Origin of the sequence: Salmonella sp. K21076 (assembly GCF_039650795.1) — a bacterium.
Classification (GTDB): Bacteria; Pseudomonadota; Gammaproteobacteria; order Enterobacterales; family Enterobacteriaceae; genus Salmonella; species Salmonella enterica.
Genome location: NZ_JBCLYA010000020.1, coordinates 113,283 through 134,582 on the forward strand (window position 1 = coordinate 113,283; position 21,300 = coordinate 134,582).

A 21,300-nucleotide genomic window follows, 5' to 3' on the forward strand; every position below is an offset into this window, starting at 1 on the left:
GCTTATTGTCCTGCTATCTGATGAAGGGCGGTAATGACCCGATCAAAGTCACTCTCGGTCATGTCCGGGAAGAGCGGCAGTGAGCAGATCCGCTCGCTGTTCCACTCGGTGTCAGGCAGCGTGAGCGTTGGGAAACGTTCGCGATAATATTTTTGCGTATGCGCGGCGCGGAAATGCAGCCCTGTGCCGATGCCTTTCGTTTTCAGCGATGCCATCAGAGCATCCCGGGTAATACCGCAGCGGGCTTCATCGACCCGGATAATGAATAAATGCCAGGCGTGAATATGCTCCCACGGCGGAAGGCTCAGAGGCTGAAAAGGAAGGTCTGCCATTGCCTGATGGTACTGCGCTGCGATGGCGGCGCGGCGAGCGTTAAGCGCATCCAGTTTCTGTAACTGGGCAAGCGCGATAGCGGCGTTGAAGTCGGGCAAATTATATTTGTAGCCCGGCGCCAGGACTTCCGCTTGTGGCGCGCGTCCTCCGCTCTGTCGATCCCAGGCATCAACGCCAAGCCCGTGAAACTTGAGACTGCGCAGTTTATCGGCGAATTGCGGGTTATCCGTGACGACGATACCGCCTTCAGCGCAGGTAATGTTCTTAATGGCGTGGAAGGAGAAAATCGCGGTGCCCCGGGCGCCAATGTGGCGACCTTTGTAGCTGGTTCCTGTCGCGTGCGCCGCGTCTTCAATCACCGGAATGCCATAACGCGCGCCAAGAGCGTAAATAGCGTCCAGATCGGCGGGCGCGCCAGCGTAGTGGACGGGGATAATTGCTTTGGTTTGTGGCGTAATCGCGGCTTCGATATGTTCAGGCGTGACCATCAGCGTATCGCGATCGACATCGACCATGACGGGGGTCGCGCCGAGTAAAACGATCATATTTAGCGTAGAAACCCACGTCATTGACGGTGTAATGACCTCGTCGCCTTCACCAATACCCAGCGCCATCAACGCGATGTGCATACCGGCAGTGGCTGAACTGACGGCAACGGCATATTGATTGCCTGTTAGCCGACAAAACGCCGCTTCCAGTTCCTGATTTTTCGGGCCGGTTGTTATCCAACCTGAGTCCAGTACGGTCTTAACGGCAGCGAGCTCTTCCGCGCCCATCGCCGGACGGGAGAAAGGCAAAAAGTCCGACATCATTTTTCCTTCAGCCATTGAAAGCCGCTTTTCAAATATTTCGGCAATAGAAAAGGGCTTATTTTTTAACGCATTTAGCTGAACCCTACTGGATGAAGATTAAATTAACATTAAGAAATTAAGGTGAAGTAAAAAGATAATTTTAACGGAATTATGCTTTGCTTTCGCCGAAAGTTTAAGGCATTTTATGCATGCCCAAAAGCTGTTTTTATGTTTCTGGTCTTCCGTCGCGGAATTTCATTTTAATCGTATTGCTATTAAGTTAGCTGCACTGTCTGCCTGAGAGGTTAATGTGCTGGCATTTACCCTACGCTTTATTAAAAACAAACGCTATTTCGCGATTCTGGCGGGGGCGTTGGTTATTATCGCTGGGTTGGCCTCACAACATGCCTGGAGCGGTAACGGTCTACCGCAGATTAACGGTAAGGCGCTGGCGGCGCTGGCGAAGCAGCATCCGGTAGTCGTGTTATTCCGCCATGCCGAGCGGTGCGATCGTTCCGATAATACCTGCCTGTCAGACAGCACGGGGATTACGGTCAACGGTGCGCAAGATGCCAGAGCGCTGGGTAAAGCCTTCAGTGCCGATATACAAAATTACAATCTCTATTCCAGTAATACGGTGCGCACCATCCAGTCGGCAACCTGGTTTTCCGCAGGCAGGTCGCTTACGGCGGATAAAAAAATGATGGATTGCGGCAGCGGTATTTATGCTTCAATCAATACGTTACTGAAAAAGTCGCAGAATAAAAATATAGTCATTTTTACCCATAATCATTGTTTGACGTATATTGCAAAAAATAAGCGCGGCGTGAAGTTTGATCCGGACTATCTTAATGCGCTCGTTATGTATGCGGAAAACGGAAAACTCTTTTTAGACGGTGAATTTGTTCCCGGCTAGCCGCATGTTAAAAGCGTAAAGACAGCCTGAAGCGGCTGTCGTTATTATAATAACCCTTTCAATGCTAATGTGTGGCGTGTCGCTACATTCAAATCATACAGCGCCAGTTCTTCTGGCTTGACCCAGGCGTAGTCCTGAAATTCGTCGTTAATACATATATCGCGGTTAGCGGAAACACAGTCGAAGATGAGATAAATCATATAAATCTCTTCTTGTCTGCCATCAGCGTACGTTTTAACGCGGATATCGTCGCGAAAGGTCCACGGCGTAATATCGCTCAGAATCAGTTGTTCGCCGAGTTCCTCCCGAATCTCCCGACGCAGCGCCTCTTCAATACGTTCGCCTGGCTCGACCCCGCCGCCCGACAGCGCCCACTGACCGGGAAAGACGCCGCGGTTGTCGGCCATTTTGCACAGCAGATAACAGCCATCATTTTGAATTAATGGGCAAACTATAGTTCGTTGACGCATAAGTCGCTTCCTTAAACCACCAGGCCATCAGCTTAACAAATCATTCTGCGAAATTCTTTGTGAAAAATGGAAGCGATAACGCAGACTGCGTTTTTTGTTAATTTTGTTGATGCAGGCGTCGCCATGTGATGGCGCAATGATGCGTCACGGCGAAAGTAGTATTTCGTTACAATATGTTTTTGGAATGGTTTCTTAGTGCATTGATTCCTCAGCGTCTGGCAGTACAATTCTGCCGTTTTGGGGAGTTTTTCTTTATGTGCTTGCTGGAAAGGGTAAAAATGAAAAAAAGCATATTATTAGGTTTTGCCGGAATGCTGTTCGTTTCTGCATCGGCGCAGGCCATCAGTATTAGCGGCCAGGCGGGCGAAGATTACACCAACATTGGCGTGGGTTTTGGTACGGAATCGACGGGACTGGCGCTAAGCGGCAACTGGATGCACAACGATGATGATGGCGACGCTGCGGGCGTGGGTCTGGGGCTGAACATTCCGGTGGGACCGCTGCTGGCGACGGTAGGCGGTAAAGGTATTTATACCAATCCGAAAGACAGCGATGAAGGCTATGCGGCGGCTGTCGGCGGTGGGTTACAATGGAAAATCGGCAACAGCTTCCGTCTGTTCGGCGAGTATTATTATTCACCAGATTCGCTGTCCAGCGGTATCGAAAGTTATGAAGAAGCGAATGCAGGCGCGCGTTTCACCATTATGCGCCCGCTGAGCATTGAAGCCGGTTATCGTTACCTGAACCTGGCGGGTAAAGACGGCAACCGCGACAATGCGATTGCTGACGGCCCTTATGTTGGCGTAAACGCCAGTTTTTGATGCTAACGGCGCGGCAATCGTCGCGCCATATTCCTCCTTTTCCCGTCATTCTTCTTTCCACGTCATATTCGTCTTTGCGTTATAGTGTTTTCATCATAAAAGCAGGAGAACACAATGCTAAATGTGGAAATGCTATCCACCGGGGATGAGGTGTTGCACGGACAAATCGTTGACACCAATGCCGCCTGGCTGGCTGATTTTTTCTTTCATCAGGGCGTTCCGTTATCACGGCGAAATACGGTAGGCGATAATCTGGACAGTCTGGTCGCTATCTTGCGTGAACGCAGTCAACATGCTGATGTTTTGATTGTTAATGGCGGGTTAGGGCCGACCAGCGATGATTTAAGCGCGCTCGCCGCGGCAACGGCAAAAGGCGAAGGATTAGTACTGCACCAGGCGTGGCTGACCGAAATGGAACGTTACTTTCAGCAGCGTGGTCGCGTGATGGCGCCGAGCAACCGTAAACAGGCGGAACTGCCTGCCAGCGCGGAGTTTATTAATAATCCGGTCGGCACTGCCTGTGGATTTGCGCTACAGCTCAACCGCTGCCTGATGTTTTTCACCCCCGGCGTACCGTCGGAATTTAAGGTTATGGTGGAGAAGGAAATCTTACCGCGGTTACGCGCGCGTTTTTCGCTGCCGGAGCCGCCGCTTTGCCTGCGGTTAACGACTTTTGGACGTTCAGAAAGTGACCTCGCGCAGCGTCTCGATTCACTGCCGTTGCCGCCCGGCGTGACGATGGGGTATCGCTCATCAATGCCGATCATTGAACTGAAATTGACCGGCCCGGCGACGCAACGGGAGGCGATGCTGGCGTTATGGCCAGAGGTCAAACGGGTCGCCGGACAGAACCTGATTTTTGAAGGTACGGAAAATCTGCCGGCGCAAATAGCCCGCCGCCTGCAGGAAAGGCAGTTGAGTCTGACGTTGAGCGAGCAATACACCAGCGGTTTACTGGCGCTACAGCTTTCCCGTGCCGGGGCGCCGGTTCTTGCCAGCGAAGTCGTTCCTTCTCAGGAAGAGACGCTGGCGCAAACGGCACACTGGACGACAGAACGGCGCAGCAATCATTATGCCGGTCTGGCGCTGGCCGTGTCGGGGCTGGAAAACGAACATCTTAATTTCGCGCTGGCGACGCCGGATGGCACGTATGCCTTACGCGTGCGTTTTAGCGCCAATCGGTATAGTCTGGCAATACGTCAGGAGGTCTGCGCGATGATGGCGCTAAATATGCTGCGCCGTTGGCTTAATGGCGAGGACATTACCAGCGAGCATGGCTGGATAGACGTGGTTGAATCATTGACATCATAATCCCTTTCTCTTATCTGCGATGGGAACGACATCGTGAGCCGGATAAGGCCGCTATGCCATTATCCGGCAATATTATCTGCTTTTTTGTCCAGCCAATTGTACTGAATACAAAGTAATACGTGCGTTAATTCACATTTATATGGTTAACCCTTCCACTCCGTTGGAAGGCGGATAAGCTTTGACGCGCTTCACAATTTTTTCCCTACTGACCTTTCACACTGATTCCAGTGTCTCAGACTGGAGTCCAATATGTTGGAATCAAGTAAAGTCCCGGCTCTTACTCGCGCAATCGACATCCTCAATTTGATCGCGCGTATTGGCCCATGCAGCGCGGCAATCATTATTGAAACGTTGCGTATTCCAAAAAGCACCGCGTACCTGCTGTTGAATGAATTAAAACGTCAGCGATTTATTAGCCTCGATCATCAGGAGAACTACTGCCTGTGGACTAAGCTCGTTGAATTGTCGGGTCATGCGCTCAGCAAGATGGATCTGAGGGAGCTGGCGCGTCCTCGTCTAACACAACTGATGGATGAAATCGGGCTGCTGTGTCACTTGGGGATCATCGACCACGAAAATGCGTATTACATACTGAAAGTGGAATCCTCATCCACTATCAGCGTGCGCTCGCATGAGGGGAAAAGCCTCTCTCTTTATCGTTCCGGCATCGGCAAATGCCTGCTGGCATGGCAGCCGGCCGCCGTACGCAAAGCCATTATTGAAAAAATGGTATGGGAGCGAGCCACGCTGACCACCATCACCGAGCCGCAACAATTGAATGATGAGCTGGAACGCATTCGCCAGCGTGGATGGAGCTTTGATAACGGGGAGGATTATCCGGATGTCCGCTGCGTTGCCGCACCGGTATTTAATGCCAGAAACGAACTGACCGCGGCAATTTCACTGGTCGGCACGCGCCTGCAAATCAACGAAGAGAATCTTGATTATTTGGCCGGTAAAGCTATTGCCTGTGCCAAAGATATTTCACGCCTGTTGGGATGGAAAAGTCCCTTCGACTCACTCGCATCTTAAAATGGAGAATATTATGACTCTTCCTAAAATTAAACACGTTCGAGCCTGGTTTATTGGGGGCGCTACCGCAGAGAAAGGGGCTGGCGGCGGGGATTATCACGACCAGGGAGGAAATCACTGGATTGATGACCATATCGCCACTCCCATGAGCAAATATCGCGACTATGAGCAGTCTCGTCAGTCTTTTGGGATCAACGTGTTAGGGACGCTGATTGTCGAAGTAGAGGCGGAAAATGGGCAGACGGGGTTCGCCGTTTCGACAGCAGGGGAGATGGGCTGTTTTATCGTAGAAAAACATCTTAACCGGTTTATTGAAGGCAAATGCGTAAGCGATATCAAACTTATTCACGATCAGATGCTCGGCGCGACCATGTACTACTCCGGTTCCGGCGGTCTGGTGATGAACACGATTTCCTGTGTGGATCTGGCGCTGTGGGATCTGTTTGGCAAGGTGGTTGGGCTGCCGGTTTATAAATTGCTGGGCGGAGCGGTACGCGATGAAATTCAGTTTTACGCCACCGGCGCACGCCCGGATCTGGCTAAAGAAATGGGCTTTATCGGCGGTAAAATGCCGACTCACTGGGGACCGCACGATGGTGATGCGGGGATCCGTAAAGATGCCGCGATGGTGGCGGATATGCGTGAAAAGTGCGGGCCGGATTTCTGGCTGATGCTCGACTGCTGGATGAGTCAGGATGTGAACTATGCGACTAAACTGGCTCACGCCTGTGCGCCATTTAATCTCAAATGGATTGAAGAGTGTCTGCCGCCGCAGCAGTATGAAGGCTATCGCGAATTAAAACGCAACGCGCCTGCAGGGATGATGGTTACCAGCGGCGAACACCATGGTACGCTGCAATCCTTCCGCACTCTGGCAGAAACCGGCATTGATATTATGCAGCCGGATGTTGGCTGGTGCGGCGGATTAACCACGCTGGTTGAGATCGCCGCGCTTGCCAAATCGCGCGGGCAACTGGTGGTGCCGCACGGTTCGTCTGTCTATTCGCACCATGCAGTTATTACTTTCACTAATACCCCTTTCAGCGAGTTCCTGATGACCAGCCCGGACTGCTCCACCCTGCGTCCGCAATTTGACCCGATTCTCCTGGATGAGCCGGTGCCGGTGAATGGACGCATCCATAAATCAGTGCTGGATAAGCCGGGCTTCGGCGTCGAGCTTAACCGTGACTGTCACTTGAAACGCCCTTATAGCCACTAATAACTCGTGCGTTGCCTTTGTACGGCAACGCCCTCATCCTGTTGAGGATATTGCTATGAGCATCACTTTACTTGACGGCGTAGTGAAGAAAAACCGCGCACGTTTAATTCCTTTTATGTTGGCGCTGTACGTACTGGCGTTTCTGGATCGTTCAAATATTGGTTTTGCCAAAGAGACCTATCAGATAGATACCGGGCTAAGTAATGAAGCCTACGCGCTAGGGGCCGGTATTTTCTTTGTGGTTTACGCTTTCCTTGGCGTACCGGCTAACCTGCTGATGCGCAAATTTGGCGCAAGAACCTGGATCGGCACGACTACCCTGCTGTGGGGCTTTCTCTCTGCTGCGATGGCCTGGGCGGATAGTGAAGCAAAATTTCTGATAATCCGCACGCTATTGGGCGCGGCGGAGGCTGGATTTTTCCCCGGCATGATCTATCTAACTTCACAATGGTTCCCGCAGCGTAACCGTGCCAGCATTATGGGGCTATTTTATATGGGCGCGCCGCTGGCGTTAACGTTGGGTTCGCCGCTCTCCGGCGCTCTGCTGGAGATGCATGGTTTTATGGGGCACCCGGGATGGTTCTGGATGTTCGTTATCGAAGGCCTACTGGCGATTGGCGCAGGGATATTCACCTTTTTCTGGCTTGATGACACTCCGCAGCAGGCGCGTTTTCTTAGCCTGGAAGAAAAGAACGCGCTTATCAGGCAACTGGCGAGCGAAGAAGAGAAAAAGGTCACGTCAAGGCTTGCGGATGCGCTGCGTAATGGACGCGTCTGGCAACTGGCTATTATTTATCTGACGATTCAGGTGGCGGTATACGGACTCATCTTTTTCCTGCCGACCCAGGTTGCCGCGCTATTGGGCACTAAAGTGGGCTTTACCGCTTCGGTGGTAACAGCGGTTCCCTGGGTGGCGGCTTTGCTTGGCACATGGCTTATTCCTCGCTACTCCGACCGTACCGGCGATCGCCGTAACGTTGCGGCAGTGACGCTACTGGCTGCGGGCATTGGCATTGGCCTGTCAGGTCTGGTTTCTCCGGTGCTCGCTATTCTGGCGCTCTGTGTTGCAGCAGTAGGATTTATTGCCGTTCAGCCCGTATTCTGGACCATGCCAACGCAGCTACTTTCCGGTACGGCTCTGGCGGCAGGAATTGGTTTCGTTAATCTGTTTGGCGCTGTGGGCGGTTTTATTGCCCCAATTCTGCGCGTAAAAGCGGAAACGTTGTTTGCCAGCGATGCGGCGGGCCTGCTGACGCTGGCCGGAGTCGCCATCATTGGCTCATTAATTATCTTCACGCTGAGCGTTAATCGTCCGGTGGCGCAATCCGGCGCTGCGCATCATTAATCTTATCTACGTTGTAAGGATCGCTATGAACGCATTGTTATCAAATCCTTTTAAAGAAGGATTACGTAAAAGGGATACGCAAATTGGTTTGTGGCTCAGTTCAACCACCTCTTATATGGCGGAGATTGCGGCGACGTCGGGTTATGACTGGTTGTTAATAGATGGCGAGCACGCGCCTAATACGGTGCAGGACTTGTATCATCAGTTACAGGCCATCGCCCCATACGCCAGCCAGCCGGTGATTCGCCCGATCGAGGGAAGTAAAGCGCTCATTAAACAGGTACTGGACATCGGGGCGCAAACGCTACTGATCCCGATGGTTGACACCGCAGAACAGGCGCGCCAGGTCGTTTCCGCTACCCGATACCCGCCGTTGGGGCAACGAGGCGTTGGCGCGAGCGTGGCGCGTGCGGCGCGCTGGGGGAGAATCGACAACTATATGGCACAGGCCAATGAGTCGCTCTGCCTGTTGGTGCAGGTTGAAAGCAAAGTGGCGCTGGAAAACCTTGACGCGATTCTGGAGGTTGAAGGCATTGATGGCGTCTTTATCGGTCCGGCAGATCTCTCTGCTTCATTGGGTTACCCCGATAATGCCGGACACCCGGAAGTGCAGCGAATCATTGAATCGTGTATTTATCGTATTCGCGCCGCCGGAAAAGCGGCGGGTTTTTTGGCGGTCGATCCGGCAATGGCGCAGAAATGTCTGGCGTGGGGCGCGAATTTTGTCGCGGTCGGGGTAGATACGATGCTCTACACCGAGGCGCTGGACAGCAGGTTGGCGATGTTTAAATCTGTTCAGTCAGTAAGCACGGCAAAACGTAGTTATTGAGAAAAATGCCGGATGGCACGTATGCCTTACGCGTACGTTTTAGCGCCAATCGGTATAGCCTGGCAATACGTCAGGAGGTCTGCGCGATGATGGCGCTAAATATGCTGCGCCGCTGGCTTAATGGCGAGGACATTACCAGCGAGCATGGCTGGATAGACGTGGTTGAATCATTGACGGCATAGAACTTTTAGTGGGAAGGCTTGGCCTTCCCATCCTTATATACTTATAAATTCTTGGCAGAGCATCATTTCAGGATAAGTACTCGCCATTACTGGAGACTGTATTCATATATTTGTCGCCGGGTTTGGGTGTTAAATAGTGTTTGTTCCTCTACTGAAAGCGTTAAGAAATTTTCCGCAAATTCTCGTAGTGTGGTAGCAGGATCGTTTTGTCCTGCATTCGATAAGAGTTGAATTGTATGGTAACAAAATAGACCACAGCCGTTGGGTACATTATTTTGTAAATTGGTTTCAATAAAATCAATATCTTCGTTTTCTGATATGCCTGCAATTTTTGCTGCTTCTATAATCTCTTGCTTAGTATTTTCATTTAAATCATGATAAGTATTAAATATAAGGCATTTTATTTTTTCTGCAAGTTTATAAAATAAACAGATAAGCCAGTGATCTCCTGTATTTATCAGAAAGACTTCATTTTCAGATAATCCTGATTGAGCCATCTTTTCAAGTAGCTGAGTGCGTAATATATTTTCTTTGGTGGTAGGATGAATAAGCCCAATAGGATAGTTTACCGAGAGAAGAGGTGATTCTTGAACCAGACCTAGCGTTGCGGCTGCTAGCTCATCTGACGACAACATTCGCGCACTACACCAAAGATTTTCAACTCCTACCTGTTCTTGATCTGTCTGAGCGAACTGGTCGCCCATAATTTTATGTGCTATTCCTATTTTTTTAGAAAGGTCGGTTGTCGCGGAACCGGCCATATAAAGTAATCTGGAAGGGGCATGTAGCTTTTTCCACTCAGTATTATCTTTTGTTATATCGTTATTGGCGATTTGATGTAATACAAGGCAAGCCTGATTGATTTTTTTGTCTATGTCTGGTGATCCCGATCTTTTTCCGCTAAAGAGATCAAAAAGAAATTTCTCAACTCTATGTCCCAGGTTATCATTGCGTAACGCAAGATTGCATAACAGATCAATACAATTCTGATCACCGTTCTCTACGGCGCTAAACAACAACGCAAGCGCCTCATCGCTCACCTCTTCTGAATATAAACTGTGAAATTGCGGTGTGCTCAATCGGTAAAGTGAATTTACACATATATTCATTTTGCTCTGTTTCCTGGTAGGTGAAAGTAACGAATATGATGTCATGTATAATTATTTGTAAAAATATTATTGTTAGTGGGAGATATATTAAATCAGGCATAGACCTGATTTTATTATTATTCACATAACACTCAATTATTATTGGAGATATTCAGTTATCCCCCTCTTTAAAGGAGGCTGGTAACGCGGCGATACAAGAGATATTGCTCTATAAACAGTAACGTCGTTATCTGTCATGCCACCGTGGGTTAGCGGTCATGGTTAACCAAATAGGGCAGGTTATTGCAAAGAGACATCCGCGTTTATACCCAAAATAATCCGTAGCCAACACATAAGCAACTTGAAGTATGAAGGGTATATGTCTGATGGAAAATCGGCCCTGGTGAGTAGAGTAATGGCGCCGGAGGGGCTCCGGCGCTTTTTACTTAGCCCAGCGCTTTCGCCAGTAGCGTAATGGGGTATTCGCAGCGTTTGCTTGTAGACATCTCAATTTGCCACTTACAGGTTTCACAATCGGTGACGACAATGTCGGCGCCGCTCTCTTCAATCTGGCGGAACAGCGGCGCGCCGATGGACTGTGATGTCGGATAGTTTTCCTTTTTAAATCCATACGTACCGGCAATGCCGCAGCACTGTGAATCAAGTACCGTCAATTCAAGCCCCGGAATTTGCCGCAACAGTTCAAGCGTGTAAAGCGTCCAGCCCATTTTTTCCATATGACACGGCGTATGGTAGACCACTTTCAGCGGCAAAGGATTAAGCGGCAGCGTTTTCCCGGCATCCAGTTTGCGCCATAGCCAGCGGGTGGCCAGCTCGATATGTTCGCGCAGCCCGGCGTTGTCCACGTCCAGCACTTCAGGATATTCATCGCGCAACGCAAACGTACAGGTGGATGACGTGGCGATGACCGGAATACCTTTGACGGCAATCGCCTCTCGTAGCGACTCCACATTGCTGATAGCCTGTTTGCGAGCTTTATCCGTAAAACCGTTAGCGATCAGCGGTACGCCGCAACACTTCTCTTTACTCAGTAACTGTACGCCAGTACCCATTGCGTTCAGCACCTTAATCAGATCTTTTCCGAGCTGCGGATGGTTGTAATTCACAAAACAGCCATGGAAAAAGGCGACCTGATCTTTGTATTTAGCCTGCTGCGCCGCCACGCTACGATACCAGCGGCGGAAGGTGCCGAAAGAGTATTTTGGTAAGGTGCGGCGATGATCGATTTTGAGCGCGTAATCAAGCAACTGGCGCACTGGCTTTAATGCGGTGGCGGTATTGACCACCGGCGCGAACGGCGTTGAAACGCTGCCCATCAGATCGGTATGGCTGAGAATAAAGTTACGCAATGACGGGCGCGTCGTATCGTATTTCGCGCGGGCGCGCTGGATGATATCGCCAATCTTCACGTCCGACGGACAGGCGACCTCACACCGTTTGCAGTTAATGCAATATTTCAGCGCCTCATCATACAGCGCGCCGTCTTTCAGACGCAGGCGTTCGCCATCCGGTCCGGCCTGTTTAGGGCCAGGGTAGCCAGGATTAACGCGGCTGACCGGGCACGCGGTGGTGCACACCGTACATTTAATACAACTTTCAAAACGTGTGTCGCTCATTGCTGTTCTCCTGCACGCTCAGCGATATGGTGCGCGGCCTGGAGGGCGCTGACTGCGCAGACGCCGCCGCCGCATCCCTCAGCTATAGGATCGAATCCCGCCAGCACAGAACCTATTGCATACAGATTTTCTACCGTGTTGCCCGCAAGGGAGGGGCGGAAAGCGTCATCCGTCACGACGCCAAACTGCTGCCAGGGCTGTGGGTCGAAGAAATGTTGTTGATACCATTCGGCGCGGGTGGCCGTTTGCTGTACGTCGAGCCCTAAAATAGGTTCGCGGATCCCTTCGCGCTCGGCAACCAGCCCGCTACTAAAGAAGCTACCGCTGGCAAGTACGGCAAAACGCGGGCGCAGTGGGATATCGGCATGGTTGCGGGTCCATATTTCGCTCACGGTACCGCGACGGCAGGTGACTTTCTTCACTTCATCGCCCGGCATCCAGATGCCGCCCTGACGGACAAACTGGCGCTGGAGTTGATTGTGCAGACGAATACCGAGCACCGATGGCGGCAGCGTCGGCAGCAGCGTGAGCGCGCAGGGCAGACGTTCGTTAAGCCAGCGCCACAGCGTATCGTTCGCCAGCCCGAAACAGGCGGGCATGATGATCATGTCGCAGTTTGTCGCTATTGGCGACAGCGCGTCGTACAGCAGCTGCCATTTTTCTTCGTTATCAAGCAGACGCGCGATATTGACCGCGCGAAATTCCGTCGGGTTATCACGCAGTACGTCCAGTTCCGGAAGGTCGATTTCTGCGGTTTCAACGTTGAGGTCGCGTTGGCGCAGCGACGCTGCCGCAAGGTGCGCCTGGAAATCCAGTAATCCGCTAACGCCGACGACGCAAATTCGCTGTGCGGATAACGGCCAGACCGGTACTTCCGGCGAGCTAAGCCAGGTAGAACGCAATGTGCCAAGCGGCGTGACACGCTGGTGCGCCTGCTGTACGTCGCCGTATAACTGCGCGCCGCTGGCGTTAAGTAGCGTTTGCGCCTGTTGCGCCAGCGTAAGGACTTTTTGCGCGCCTAAACGCGAATAAGGATGTTCAGGCGCCTGGCGGCGCAGCGCATCAAGCCCGGCGGTAATGTCGGTCACCGGTTGGCCGTTGGGCAGGGCGCTAAGTAGATCCAGCGAGCCGGAGGAAAAATGCAGCGCGCTTTGTCCGCGGGTGACGATGGCGCAGCGTAATCCATGCTGCTGGAGTTGCAGTCCGCATAGCAAACCGGCGAGACCGCCGCCCATAATAACCGTATCAAATTTCATCCTGGTGCTCCTTCTCCAGACCGCATAATCCCTGATAAACCCAGCGCGTGAATTCGCTTTCGCGCAGCGCGTCTCCCCAGGCGACAGGTTGTACGCCTTTCCAGCGCTCATTCAGAAATTCAGAGAGTTGCGTAATAGATTGCGCCGCGGTCGTCACATTAAAACGCTGCAATAGCCCGGCCGCGCGGCAGGCGCACAGTTCGCCCTGGCAAGTGCCCATCCCTACGCGGGTGCGACGGCGCAGATCCAGCAGGCTATTCACGGTTAAGTTTTCGACGGCATACTGCACTTCCCCCGCCGTGACGGCCTCGCATTCACAGACCAGGCTACGGTGTTGGCGGCCTTCACTCAGCCACCCCGGCGTGCGATCGCCATGCCGATAAACCGCCGATCCGCGTAGCGGCGCGGGAAGCGAGATAATGCGTTTCAGCGTATGTTCCGTAGACTCTTTTGAGCCAGGCAACGGCGTATCCGCCGTGATGCAGGGGCGAGTATTGCCCAACTTGCGGCACACGGCGTCGGTCGCCCATTCCGCCATCAGGCGATAAGTCATTAGCTTCCCGCCGGTAATAGTAATGAAGCCATCAAGCCCGTCGCGTTCGGCGTGGTCGAACAACACAATACCGCGGCTGACGTTACGACCGCTGGGATCGTCATCGCTGGCCACCAGCGGGCGGACGCCGGAATACGCGCGCAGAATACGTGTCTTCGCCATGACAGGGGCCAGTTTTTCCCCTTCACGCAGCAGGATATCGACTTCATCTGCGGTGACGCGGTTGCTGTCTATCTCATTGTAATCAATATGGGTAGAGGTGGTGCCGATCAGTGAAATCGTATCGCTAGGTACCAGAATGTCGGCATCCGATGGTTTCCGGCAGCGGTTAATGACATGCTGGTTGATCCGATGGTCCATGATCAACAGCGAGCCTTTCGCCGGGAACATGCGAATACTCAGGTCGGCGTATTCGGCGATCCGTTGCCCCCAGATACCAGCCGCATTGACCACCACCGGCGCGTGAAGCGTCTGGGTTTCGCCAGTGAGATGGTTACGCACATGGACGCCGCAGACCGTTGCGCCTTCACGAATGAGCCCGGTCACTTCATGCGCCGTTAACACGATTGCGCCATGTTCTCTGGCATCCAGCATATTGGCGGCGGTCAGGCGGAAAGGGTCTACGGTGCCATCCGGCACTTTTACCGCACCGATGAGCGCAGGGTTAACGGAAGGTTCGATGATGCGAGCCTGCTGCGGATCGATGGCTTCAGCGCGAATGCCTGCCGCTTCACAGGCGCGAATAAAGGTGGCCTGAAACGCAAGACCATCTTCCGGCAACGTAATAAACAGACCATCCGTCGGTTCGACGCAATGGCGGGCGATCCGTTTTAAAATCTGGTTTTCACTAATGCACTCGCGCGCGGATTCCGCGTCGGTAACCGCATAACGAGCGCCGCTGTGCAGCAGCCCGTGGTTACGCCCGGTCGCGCCGGTCGCTATATCATGCCGCTCCACCAGAATGACACGTAAACCGCGCAGCGCGCAGTCGCGGGCGATCCCTGCGCCTGTTGCTCCACCGCCAATGATAATCACGTCACTTGCTTGCGAGTCGCGAGTTTTCATTGTTTTTCCTTACAGTTCGTTTTTTATCATTTAGCCATACAAATCATATGGAATGTTTGATTTCGCGCGCCTTTCTGAACATTAGTCATAAAACTGTAACAATATGTGCTGTAATTCACATTAACGTGACGTATCTTTACTTAACATCGCGGCCACACTGGGAGCAGCGGGGTTGTTTGAACGAACTGCGGTGTTTACCTCTAAATAAAATACGGGCTACGGAGGCTACAATATGTTGAGTATTTTTAAACCAGCGCTTCATAAAGCGCGCTTGCCAGCGGCGGAGATTGATCCGACCTATCGCCGATTACGCTGGCAGATTTTCCTGGGGATATTCTTTGGCTATGCCGCGTATTATCTGGTGCGCAAGAACTTTGCCCTCGCGATGCCCTACCTGGTAGAACAGGGTTTTTCACGCGGCGATCTGGGCTTTGCGCTGTCCGGGATTTCTATCGCTTATGGTTTTTCGAAATTTATAATGGGTTCGGTGTCCGATCGCTCGAATCCGCGCGTTTTTCTGCCGGCAGGGTTGATTCTGGCCGCAGCAGTCATGTTGTTTATGGGCTTTGTGCCGTGGGCGACATCCAGCATCGCCGTGATGTTTGTGCTGTTGTTCCTTTGCGGCTGGTTCCAGGGGATGGGGTGGCCGTCGTGCGGACGTACGATGGTTCACTGGTGGTCGCAGAAAGAGCGCGGCGGCATTGTGTCGGTCTGGAACTGTGCGCATAACGTCGGCGGCGGGATCCCGCCACTGCTGTTCCTGCTGGGGATGGCGTGGTTTAACGACTGGAAAGCGGCGCTCTATATGCCAGCCTTTGGCGCGATTGTGGTGGCACTGTTCGCTTTCGCAATGATGCGCGATACGCCGCAATCCTGCGGTCTGCCGCCTATCGAAGAGTATAAAAACGACTATCCGGATGACTACAACGAAAAAGCGGAAGAAGAGCTGACTGCGAAGCAGATCTTCATGCAGTACGTACTGCCGAACAAATTACTGTGGTATATCGCTATCGCCAACGTGTTCGTCTACCTGCTGCGCTACGGTATCCTCGACTGGTCACCGACCTACCTGAAAGAAGTGAAGCATTTCGCACTCGATAAATCCTCCTGGGCCTACTTCCTCTATGAATACGCGGGTATTCCAGGCACGCTGCTGTGTGGCTGGATGTCGGATAAAGTCTTCCGCGGCAACCGTGGCGCGTCGGGCGTATTCTTTATGACCCTGGTCACTATCGCGACCATCGTTTACTGGATGAACCCGGCAGGCAACCCGAACGTTGATATGGCTTGTATGATTATCATCGGCTTCCTGATCTACGGCCCGGTAATGTTGATCGGTCTGCACGCGCTGGAGCTGGCGCCGAAAAAAGCGGCGGGTACGGCGGCGGGCTTTACCGGTCTGTTTGGTTACCTGGGCGGTTCTGTCGCTGCAAGCGCCATTGTGGGTTATACCGTTGACTTCTTCGGTTGGGATGGCGGCTTTATGGTGATGATTGGCGGTAGCATTCTGGCGGTAATCCTGCTGGTGGTCGTGATGATTGGCGAAAAACGCCATCATGATGAGCTGCAGTTAAAACGCAACGGAGGCTAATAACATGAAAACCACACTGAAAAACCTTAGCGTGGCGTTGATGTTGGCAGGAATGACCATCGGAAGCGGCGCCGTGGCGGCTGAAAAAGTCGTCATCGCCCACCGTGGCGCCAGCGGTTATCTGCCGGAGCATACGCTACCGGCGAAAGCGATGGCGTATGCGCAAGGGGCAGATTATCTGGAACAGGATTTAGTGATGACAAAGGACGACCATCTGGTCGTCCTCCATGACCACTACCTTGACCGGGTGACTGACGTCGCTGATCGTTTTCCGGACCGGGCGCGTAAAGATGGGCGCTATTACGCTATCGATTTTACGCTGGATGAAATTAAATCCCTGAAGTTTACCGAAGGGTTTGATATTGAAAACGGCAAAAAAGTACAAACTTATCCGGGCCGTTTCCCGATGGGAAAATCTGATTTCCGCATTCATACCTTTGAAGAGGAAATTGAATTCGTTCAGGGATTAAATCACTCTACCGGTAAAAATATCGGTATTTATCCGGAAATTAAAGCACCGTGGTTCCATCATCAGGAAGGGAAAGATATTGCCGCGAAAACGCTGGAAGTGCTGAAGAAGTATGGTTACATCGGCAAGCAGGACAATGTCTATTTGCAGTGTTTTGATGTCGCTGAGCTGAAACGTATTAAGAATGAACTGGAACCCAAAATGGGGATGGATCTCAATCTGGTTCAACTTATTGCGTATACCGACTGGAATGAAACCCAGCAGAAACAGCCGGACGGTCGTTGGGTAAATTACAACTACGACTGGATGTTTAAGCCGGGCGCTATGAAGCAGGTGGCGGAATATGCGGACGGTATTGGTCCGGATTACCACATGTTGGTCGCGGAAGGTTCGACGAAAGGGAATATCAAGCTGACTGGAATGGTGCAGGACGCGCATCAGAATAAGATGGTAGTGCATCCTTACACTGTGCGTGCCGATCAATTGCCGGACTATGCCACAGACGTCAATCAGTTATACGATATCCTGTATAACAAGGCGGGCGTCGACGGGCTGTTCACCGACTTCCCGGATAAGGCGGTCATGTTTCTGCAAAAAAATGACTAAAGGTATGCCATAGTAGAAGTGAAGCGCCGGATGAGGACATAAACGCCTCATCCGGCCTGGCGCAACGTTTGCCAGCGTAAGTCTGATAAACGCAATGTCATCAGGCGGTGTTGTTTTATAGCAAACCCTCATCGGTCAGTGTTTCCATACATTTTTGTAATAAAAATAGCGGGCTTCCTTCTACCGGCGGTTCTTTTGCTAACAGTGAAATTTGTCGATAAAAGGTGGGTTCCAGCGCCACGGAGCATAATTTTCCTGTCGTGGCTTTTAAGGTTAATTCTGGCAATAAGGCGATACCTAATCCCTGGCGAATAAAATTCAGCGCAGTATCGGGATGGTTAAATTCATATTTAAATATCGGTTCAATACCCTTTTCTTTAAACAACGCCATAATACTTAATTCATAACGACCTTTACTGACAATAAGTGGTTCGTCCATCAGTTCTTCGACCGTTACTGTACTATTGGCCGCCAGGGGATGATTTTCAGGCACCACTACGGTGAATTTATCCCGGTAAATGGGGACGCAATACATACCGTTGACCGGAAAAGGAACGAAACCGGCATCAATACTTCCGTCCTGCAGCGAATCAATAATAGCCGTACTGTTCTCTTCATAGGGGATAATTTTTACATTTGGATGATGGCTTTCAAAATAGCGAATGACGCCGGGTAAAATGCAGGCGCAGGCGCTGGGAAAACAGCCAATCCGTAGCGTACGGGCCGGGTTCTTTTTTTCTTGTTCGACAATCTCTTTTACCGCGTTGACGTCGCGCTGGATCGCGCGTAAGTGCCTGACGATGCGGCTACCGGCGGCGGTAAGCTCGATCTCTTTACGACGCTCACGAATCAATATGTCAACGCCGAGCTCCTCCTCAAGCGCGGAGATGGCCTGGCTGACGGCGGATTGCGTCATGTATAGCCGTTTGCTGGCCTCGGTAAATCCGCCGTACTCCAGTACGGCAAGCAGGGCATGGATTTGGGTTAGCGTCATTAGTAAAACCTAATCAATATAATTAAAACGATTAATTTTTCTAATAAAGTGCACTTGTTTATACTGCGATTCTATCGAATACATCACATTTTGACGCACCTGATAGGTGTTCAGTTGAGCTGAGCGTTGCCTGCGTGCGCCATCTGAATGGGTCGTTAAGAATGAAAGAAAAATTATGGACGAAGGATTTTTGGGCAATCACCATAGTAAGTTTTATTATCTTTTTTGTTTTTTATGTACTGCTAACTTTATTACCCATTTATATCGCTGACCGCCTGCATGCTTCTGCAGATAAGGCAGGATTGCTAGTGACATGTTTCCTGGCCGCGGCAATTGTTATTCGGCCGTTTGCCGGGCAGTGGGTGGGAAAATATTCGAATAAAAAGATTCTGGTGCTCTCTTCTCTGGCTTTTTTGGTGATTACCGCGCTGTATCCAGTTTGCCATTCTATCGAGTCGCTGCTCTTTATCCGCGTACTTCATGGGATTACGTTTGGTGTTATTACCACGGTAAAAGGAACTATTTCAGCGCGGTTAATTCCGGCCTCCCGACGTGGAGAGGGCATCAGCTTTTTCTCTTTAGCGATGGGCCTGGCGATGGTCGTAGGACCGTGGATTGGTTTGAATATGGCCCGCTGGGACGCGTTCACTGCCGCATTCTGGCTTTGTTCCGCTGTAGCGGCGTTAGAGATTGTGCTTTCCCTGATTGTGACGGTTCCTCCGGTAATTCGTCATGCCGATGGTTCGAAACCGAATCTGGGTTTTTCCGCGATGTTTGACCGCGCCGCCTTGCCTTTTGCGCTGGTCACCTTTTTTATGACTTTCTCCTATGCCGGCGTGTCGGCTTTCCTGGCGCTGTATGCTCGTGAGCTGGATTTAATGGCGGCGGCCAGTAATTTCCTGCTGTGCTACGCGATTTTACTGATGATATGCCGTACCTTCACCGGGAATATTTGTGATAAAAAAGGGCCGAAATATGTTGTTTATCCATGTCTGTTGGCTTTTACCATCGGTCTGGTGGCGCTGGGCTACACCAATGGCAGCATCATGATGATTATTTCCGGCGGTCTCATCGGTATCGGCTACGGTTCGGTCACGCCGGTTTTCCAGACGCAAATTATCAGCTCGGTTGAACCGCATAAAATCGGTGTGGCGAATTCACTGTTCTTTAACGCGATGGACGCCGGAATGGCGATTGGCGCCTTTATCATGGGAATGATGGTTGAGTCGGTTGGCTATCGTATGATTTATGTCGCTGGCGCGGTGCTGGTGGTACTCGCTGGCGCACTGTATGCCGTGCAGATGAAAAAACGTGGCGTGATGCCGTTGGTTTCCACCAGCGAGTTGCACTGAGTTACATCTCGATTTCGATATCGCCTTTTGCCCTGCAGCAGCAGGGCAAAATCTCTCCCGGCTGGATAAACGCTAAAGGTTCCGTAATCCAGTCAACCTGACCGGCAACCAGCCGGGTACGACAGGAGCCGCAATATCCTTCGCGGCACTGATACTCCACCTCAACGTTATGCGATTCCAGCGCGGCCAGCAGAGAAGGGTGTTCATCCTGGCACAGCAGCTGTGTGCCAGTGATACGCAGCGTGACGCGTCCCATCAGAGCTGGAAATTACTCAGATCGTCGGTATCGACTTCCGAATCGATTTGTCCGACCAGATAAGAACTAACTTCCACTTCCTGTGGCGCAACCTGAACGTTATCGGACACCAGCCAGGTATTGATCCACGGGATTGGGTTGGAGCGGGTCTGGAACGGCAGATCCAGACCCACTGCCTGCATACGAATATTCGTAATATATTCAACGTATTGACACAGGATATCTTTATTCAGGCCGATCATCGAACCGTCGCGGAACAGATAGTCCGCCCACTCTTTTTCCTGCTGCGCCGCCTGCACGAACAGGTCATAGCATTCCTGTTTACACTCTTCGGCGATTTCCGCCATCTCCGGGTCGTCCACGCCGCTACGCAACAGGTTCAGCATATGTTGCGTGCCGGTCAGATGCAGCGCTTCGTCACGGGCGATCAGACGGATAATTTTGGCGTTGCCTTCCATCAGTTCACGCTCGGCAAATGCGAAAGAGCAGGCGAAGCTGACGTAGAAGCGGATGGCTTCCAGCGCGTTCACGCTCATCAGGCACAGATACAGTTTTTTCTTCAGCTCACGCAGATTCACGACAACCGTTTTGCCATTAACGGTATGGGTGCCTTCACCGAGCAGATGCCAGTAACTGGTCATCTCAATAAGTTCGTCGTAGTAGGCGGAGATACCTTCGGCGCGCTTCTGAATTTGCTCATTGGTCACGATATCGTCAAACACGACCGCCGGATCGTTGACGATGTTACGAATAATGTGGGTGTAGGATCGTGAGTGAATCGTCTCAGAAAACGCCCAGGTCTCTACCCACGTCTCCAGCTCCGGGATGGAAATGAGCGGCAGCAGGGCGACGTTCGGGCTACGTCCCTGAATGGAATCCAGCAGCGTCTGGTATTTGAGGTTGCTGATGAAGATATGTTTTTCGTGCTCCGGCAACGCCTGATAGTCGATACGATCGCGGGAGACGTCGACCTCTTCCGGACGCCAGAAGAAAGAGAGCTGTTTTTCGATCAGTTTTTCGAAGATGTCATATTTCTGCTGGTCATAGCGTGCAACGTTGACCGGCTGGCCAAAGAACATGGGTTCCTTGAGCTGATCGTTTTTCGTTTGTGAAAAAGTAGTGTATGCCATTGAAGTGAATCCTTTATGGGATGAGCGCCGGATGGCGGCGCAAGCGCCTTATCC

20 protein-coding genes are annotated in these 21,300 nt (G+C 51.7%); 11 read left to right on the top strand and 9 right to left on the bottom strand.

Annotated features, from left to right (window positions below; all coding sequences use genetic code 11):
- Nucleotides 1-2 precede the first annotated feature (2 nt).
- Nucleotides 3-1,142, bottom strand: coding sequence for a UDP-4-amino-4-deoxy-L-arabinose aminotransferase (arnB, locus tag AAYN39_RS07620; protein WP_001279286.1), 1,140 nt, complete (start codon nt 1,140-1,142; stop codon nt 3-5).
- A 292-nt stretch (nt 1,143-1,434) separates the two neighbouring features.
- Between arnB and pmrG the strand changes: the two genes are divergently transcribed.
- Nucleotides 1,435-2,040, top strand: a complete 606-nt coding sequence (gene pmrG, locus AAYN39_RS07625; RefSeq protein WP_000879245.1) for a lipopolysaccharide core heptose(II)-phosphate phosphatase PmrG — start codon at nt 1,435-1,437, stop codon at nt 2,038-2,040.
- 44 nt (nt 2,041-2,084) lie between these two features.
- Here pmrG and nudI read toward each other — a convergent pair whose 3' ends face one another.
- Nucleotides 2,085-2,510 carry a nucleoside triphosphatase NudI gene (gene nudI / locus AAYN39_RS07630; RefSeq protein ID WP_001249902.1) on the bottom strand — a complete coding sequence of 142 codons (426 nt, stop codon included), beginning with the start codon at nt 2,508-2,510 and terminating at the stop codon, nt 2,085-2,087.
- A gap of 278 nt (nt 2,511-2,788) precedes the next feature.
- On the opposite strand from nudI, the gene AAYN39_RS07635 reads away from it, so the two are divergent.
- From AAYN39_RS07635 to AAYN39_RS07665, 7 genes are all read left to right on the top strand, one after another.
- Entirely contained in the window at nt 2,789-3,331 is a 543-nt protein-coding gene (locus AAYN39_RS07635) for a YfaZ family outer membrane protein (RefSeq protein WP_001775596.1), read from the top strand.
- Between the two features lie 114 nt (nt 3,332-3,445).
- Nucleotides 3,446-4,642 (top strand): nicotinamide mononucleotide deamidase-related protein YfaY, encoded by a 1,197-nt coding sequence (locus tag AAYN39_RS07640; protein WP_000935685.1) that lies wholly within the window; start codon nt 3,446-3,448, stop codon nt 4,640-4,642.
- Between the two features lie 249 nt (nt 4,643-4,891).
- Nucleotides 4,892-5,674, top strand: a complete 783-nt coding sequence (locus AAYN39_RS07645; RefSeq protein WP_000894172.1) for an IclR family transcriptional regulator — start codon at nt 4,892-4,894, stop codon at nt 5,672-5,674.
- A 13-nt stretch (nt 5,675-5,687) separates the two neighbouring features.
- Nucleotides 5,688-6,893, top strand: coding sequence for an L-rhamnonate dehydratase (rhmD, locus tag AAYN39_RS07650; protein WP_001530644.1), 1,206 nt, complete (start codon nt 5,688-5,690; stop codon nt 6,891-6,893).
- A 55-nt stretch (nt 6,894-6,948) separates the two neighbouring features.
- A complete protein-coding gene (locus tag AAYN39_RS07655) occupies nt 6,949-8,238 on the top strand; it encodes an MFS transporter (RefSeq protein ID WP_000028931.1) in 1,290 nt (429 codons plus the stop codon).
- A 25-nt stretch (nt 8,239-8,263) separates the two neighbouring features.
- On the top strand, nt 8,264-9,067 hold the full coding sequence (gene yfaU, locus AAYN39_RS07660) for a 2-keto-3-deoxy-L-rhamnonate aldolase (RefSeq protein WP_000992948.1): 804 nt from the start codon (nt 8,264-8,266) through the stop codon (nt 9,065-9,067).
- Between the two features lie 5 nt (nt 9,068-9,072).
- Nucleotides 9,073-9,249: a hypothetical protein gene (locus AAYN39_RS07665; RefSeq protein WP_001112766.1), complete on the top strand. Its 177-nt coding sequence runs from the start codon at nt 9,073-9,075 to the stop codon at nt 9,247-9,249.
- Between the two features lie 86 nt (nt 9,250-9,335).
- Here the strand turns inward: AAYN39_RS07665 and sseL are convergent, their stop codons facing one another.
- The 4 genes from sseL to glpA all read right to left on the bottom strand — a co-directional run bounded on the left by sseL (nt 9,336) and on the right by glpA (nt 14,848).
- The gene (gene sseL, locus AAYN39_RS07670) at nt 9,336-10,358 is read right to left on the bottom strand and encodes an SPI-2 type III secretion system effector deubiquitinase SseL (protein WP_001017744.1); all 1,023 of its coding nucleotides are present in this window, start codon (nt 10,356-10,358) and stop codon (nt 9,336-9,338) included.
- A gap of 425 nt (nt 10,359-10,783) precedes the next feature.
- Entirely contained in the window at nt 10,784-11,974 is a 1,191-nt protein-coding gene (gene glpC, locus AAYN39_RS07675; protein WP_001285727.1) for an anaerobic glycerol-3-phosphate dehydrogenase subunit GlpC, read from the bottom strand.
- Nucleotides 11,971-13,230: a glycerol-3-phosphate dehydrogenase subunit GlpB gene (gene glpB, locus AAYN39_RS07680; protein WP_000667159.1), complete on the bottom strand. Its 1,260-nt coding sequence runs from the start codon at nt 13,228-13,230 to the stop codon at nt 11,971-11,973. Before glpB ends, glpC begins: the two co-directional genes overlap by 4 nt.
- Nucleotides 13,220-14,848: an anaerobic glycerol-3-phosphate dehydrogenase subunit A gene (glpA, locus tag AAYN39_RS07685; protein WP_000857214.1), complete on the bottom strand. Its 1,629-nt coding sequence runs from the start codon at nt 14,846-14,848 to the stop codon at nt 13,220-13,222. Before glpA ends, glpB begins: the two co-directional genes overlap by 11 nt.
- Before the next feature lie 232 nt (nt 14,849-15,080).
- On the opposite strand from glpA, the gene glpT reads away from it, so the two are divergent.
- The gene (gene glpT, locus AAYN39_RS07690) at nt 15,081-16,439 is read left to right on the top strand and encodes a glycerol-3-phosphate transporter (RefSeq protein ID WP_000948703.1); all 1,359 of its coding nucleotides are present in this window, start codon (nt 15,081-15,083) and stop codon (nt 16,437-16,439) included.
- Between the two features lie 4 nt (nt 16,440-16,443).
- Nucleotides 16,444-17,514 carry a glycerophosphodiester phosphodiesterase gene (gene glpQ, locus AAYN39_RS07695; RefSeq protein WP_000858949.1) on the top strand — a complete coding sequence of 357 codons (1,071 nt, stop codon included), beginning with the start codon at nt 16,444-16,446 and terminating at the stop codon, nt 17,512-17,514.
- A gap of 115 nt (nt 17,515-17,629) precedes the next feature.
- Here glpQ and AAYN39_RS07700 read toward each other — a convergent pair whose 3' ends face one another.
- A complete protein-coding gene (locus tag AAYN39_RS07700; RefSeq protein WP_000176728.1) occupies nt 17,630-18,508 on the bottom strand; it encodes a LysR substrate-binding domain-containing protein in 879 nt (292 codons plus the stop codon).
- Nucleotides 18,509-18,669: 161 nt separating this feature from the next.
- Between AAYN39_RS07700 and AAYN39_RS07705 the strand changes: the two genes are divergently transcribed.
- Nucleotides 18,670-19,860, top strand: a complete 1,191-nt coding sequence (locus AAYN39_RS07705) for an MFS transporter (protein ID WP_000660238.1) — start codon at nt 18,670-18,672, stop codon at nt 19,858-19,860.
- A gap of 1 nt (nt 19,861) precedes the next feature.
- Here AAYN39_RS07705 and yfaE read toward each other — a convergent pair whose 3' ends face one another.
- Nucleotides 19,862-20,116, bottom strand: coding sequence for a ferredoxin-like diferric-tyrosyl radical cofactor maintenance protein YfaE (gene yfaE, locus AAYN39_RS07710; RefSeq protein ID WP_000533921.1), 255 nt, complete (start codon nt 20,114-20,116; stop codon nt 19,862-19,864).
- On the bottom strand, nt 20,116-21,246 hold the full coding sequence (gene nrdB / locus AAYN39_RS07715; RefSeq protein WP_000332026.1) for a class Ia ribonucleoside-diphosphate reductase subunit beta: 1,131 nt from the start codon (nt 21,244-21,246) through the stop codon (nt 20,116-20,118). The genes yfaE and nrdB overlap by 1 nt, the downstream gene beginning before the upstream one ends.
- Nucleotides 21,247-21,300 lie beyond the last annotated feature (54 nt).

Bases quoted from the DNA above. Each gene is read 5' to 3' on its own strand.
- rhmD (WP_001530644.1), top strand. From the start codon at position 5,688: ATGACTCTTCCTAAAATTAAACACGTTCGAGCCTGGTTTATTGGGGGC.
- glpC (WP_001285727.1), bottom strand. From the start codon at position 11,974: ATGAGCGACACACGTTTTGAAAGTTGTATTAAATGTACGGTGTGCACC.
- AAYN39_RS07705 (WP_000660238.1), top strand. From the start codon at position 18,670: ATGAAAGAAAAATTATGGACGAAGGATTTTTGGGCAATCACCATAGTA.
- AAYN39_RS07700 (WP_000176728.1), bottom strand. From the start codon at position 18,508: ATGACGCTAACCCAAATCCATGCCCTGCTTGCCGTACTGGAGTACGGC.
- yfaE (WP_000533921.1), bottom strand. From the start codon at position 20,116: ATGGGACGCGTCACGCTGCGTATCACTGGCACACAGCTGCTGTGCCAG.
- glpT (WP_000948703.1), top strand. From the start codon at position 15,081: ATGTTGAGTATTTTTAAACCAGCGCTTCATAAAGCGCGCTTGCCAGCG.
- AAYN39_RS07640 (WP_000935685.1), top strand. From the start codon at position 3,446: ATGCTAAATGTGGAAATGCTATCCACCGGGGATGAGGTGTTGCACGGA.
- nrdB (WP_000332026.1), bottom strand. From the start codon at position 21,246: ATGGCATACACTACTTTTTCACAAACGAAAAACGATCAGCTCAAGGAA.
- yfaU (WP_000992948.1), top strand. From the start codon at position 8,264: ATGAACGCATTGTTATCAAATCCTTTTAAAGAAGGATTACGTAAAAGG.
- nudI (WP_001249902.1), bottom strand. From the start codon at position 2,510: ATGCGTCAACGAACTATAGTTTGCCCATTAATTCAAAATGATGGCTGT.
- arnB (WP_001279286.1), bottom strand. From the start codon at position 1,142: ATGTCGGACTTTTTGCCTTTCTCCCGTCCGGCGATGGGCGCGGAAGAG.
- sseL (WP_001017744.1), bottom strand. From the start codon at position 10,358: ATGAATATATGTGTAAATTCACTTTACCGATTGAGCACACCGCAATTT.
- AAYN39_RS07655 (WP_000028931.1), top strand. From the start codon at position 6,949: ATGAGCATCACTTTACTTGACGGCGTAGTGAAGAAAAACCGCGCACGT.
- glpB (WP_000667159.1), bottom strand. From the start codon at position 13,230: ATGAAATTTGATACGGTTATTATGGGCGGCGGTCTCGCCGGTTTGCTA.
- glpQ (WP_000858949.1), top strand. From the start codon at position 16,444: ATGAAAACCACACTGAAAAACCTTAGCGTGGCGTTGATGTTGGCAGGA.
- AAYN39_RS07665 (WP_001112766.1), top strand. From the start codon at position 9,073: ATGCCGGATGGCACGTATGCCTTACGCGTACGTTTTAGCGCCAATCGG.
- glpA (WP_000857214.1), bottom strand. From the start codon at position 14,848: ATGAAAACTCGCGACTCGCAAGCAAGTGACGTGATTATCATTGGCGGT.
- AAYN39_RS07635 (WP_001775596.1), top strand. From the start codon at position 2,789: ATGAAAAAAAGCATATTATTAGGTTTTGCCGGAATGCTGTTCGTTTCT.
- AAYN39_RS07645 (WP_000894172.1), top strand. From the start codon at position 4,892: ATGTTGGAATCAAGTAAAGTCCCGGCTCTTACTCGCGCAATCGACATC.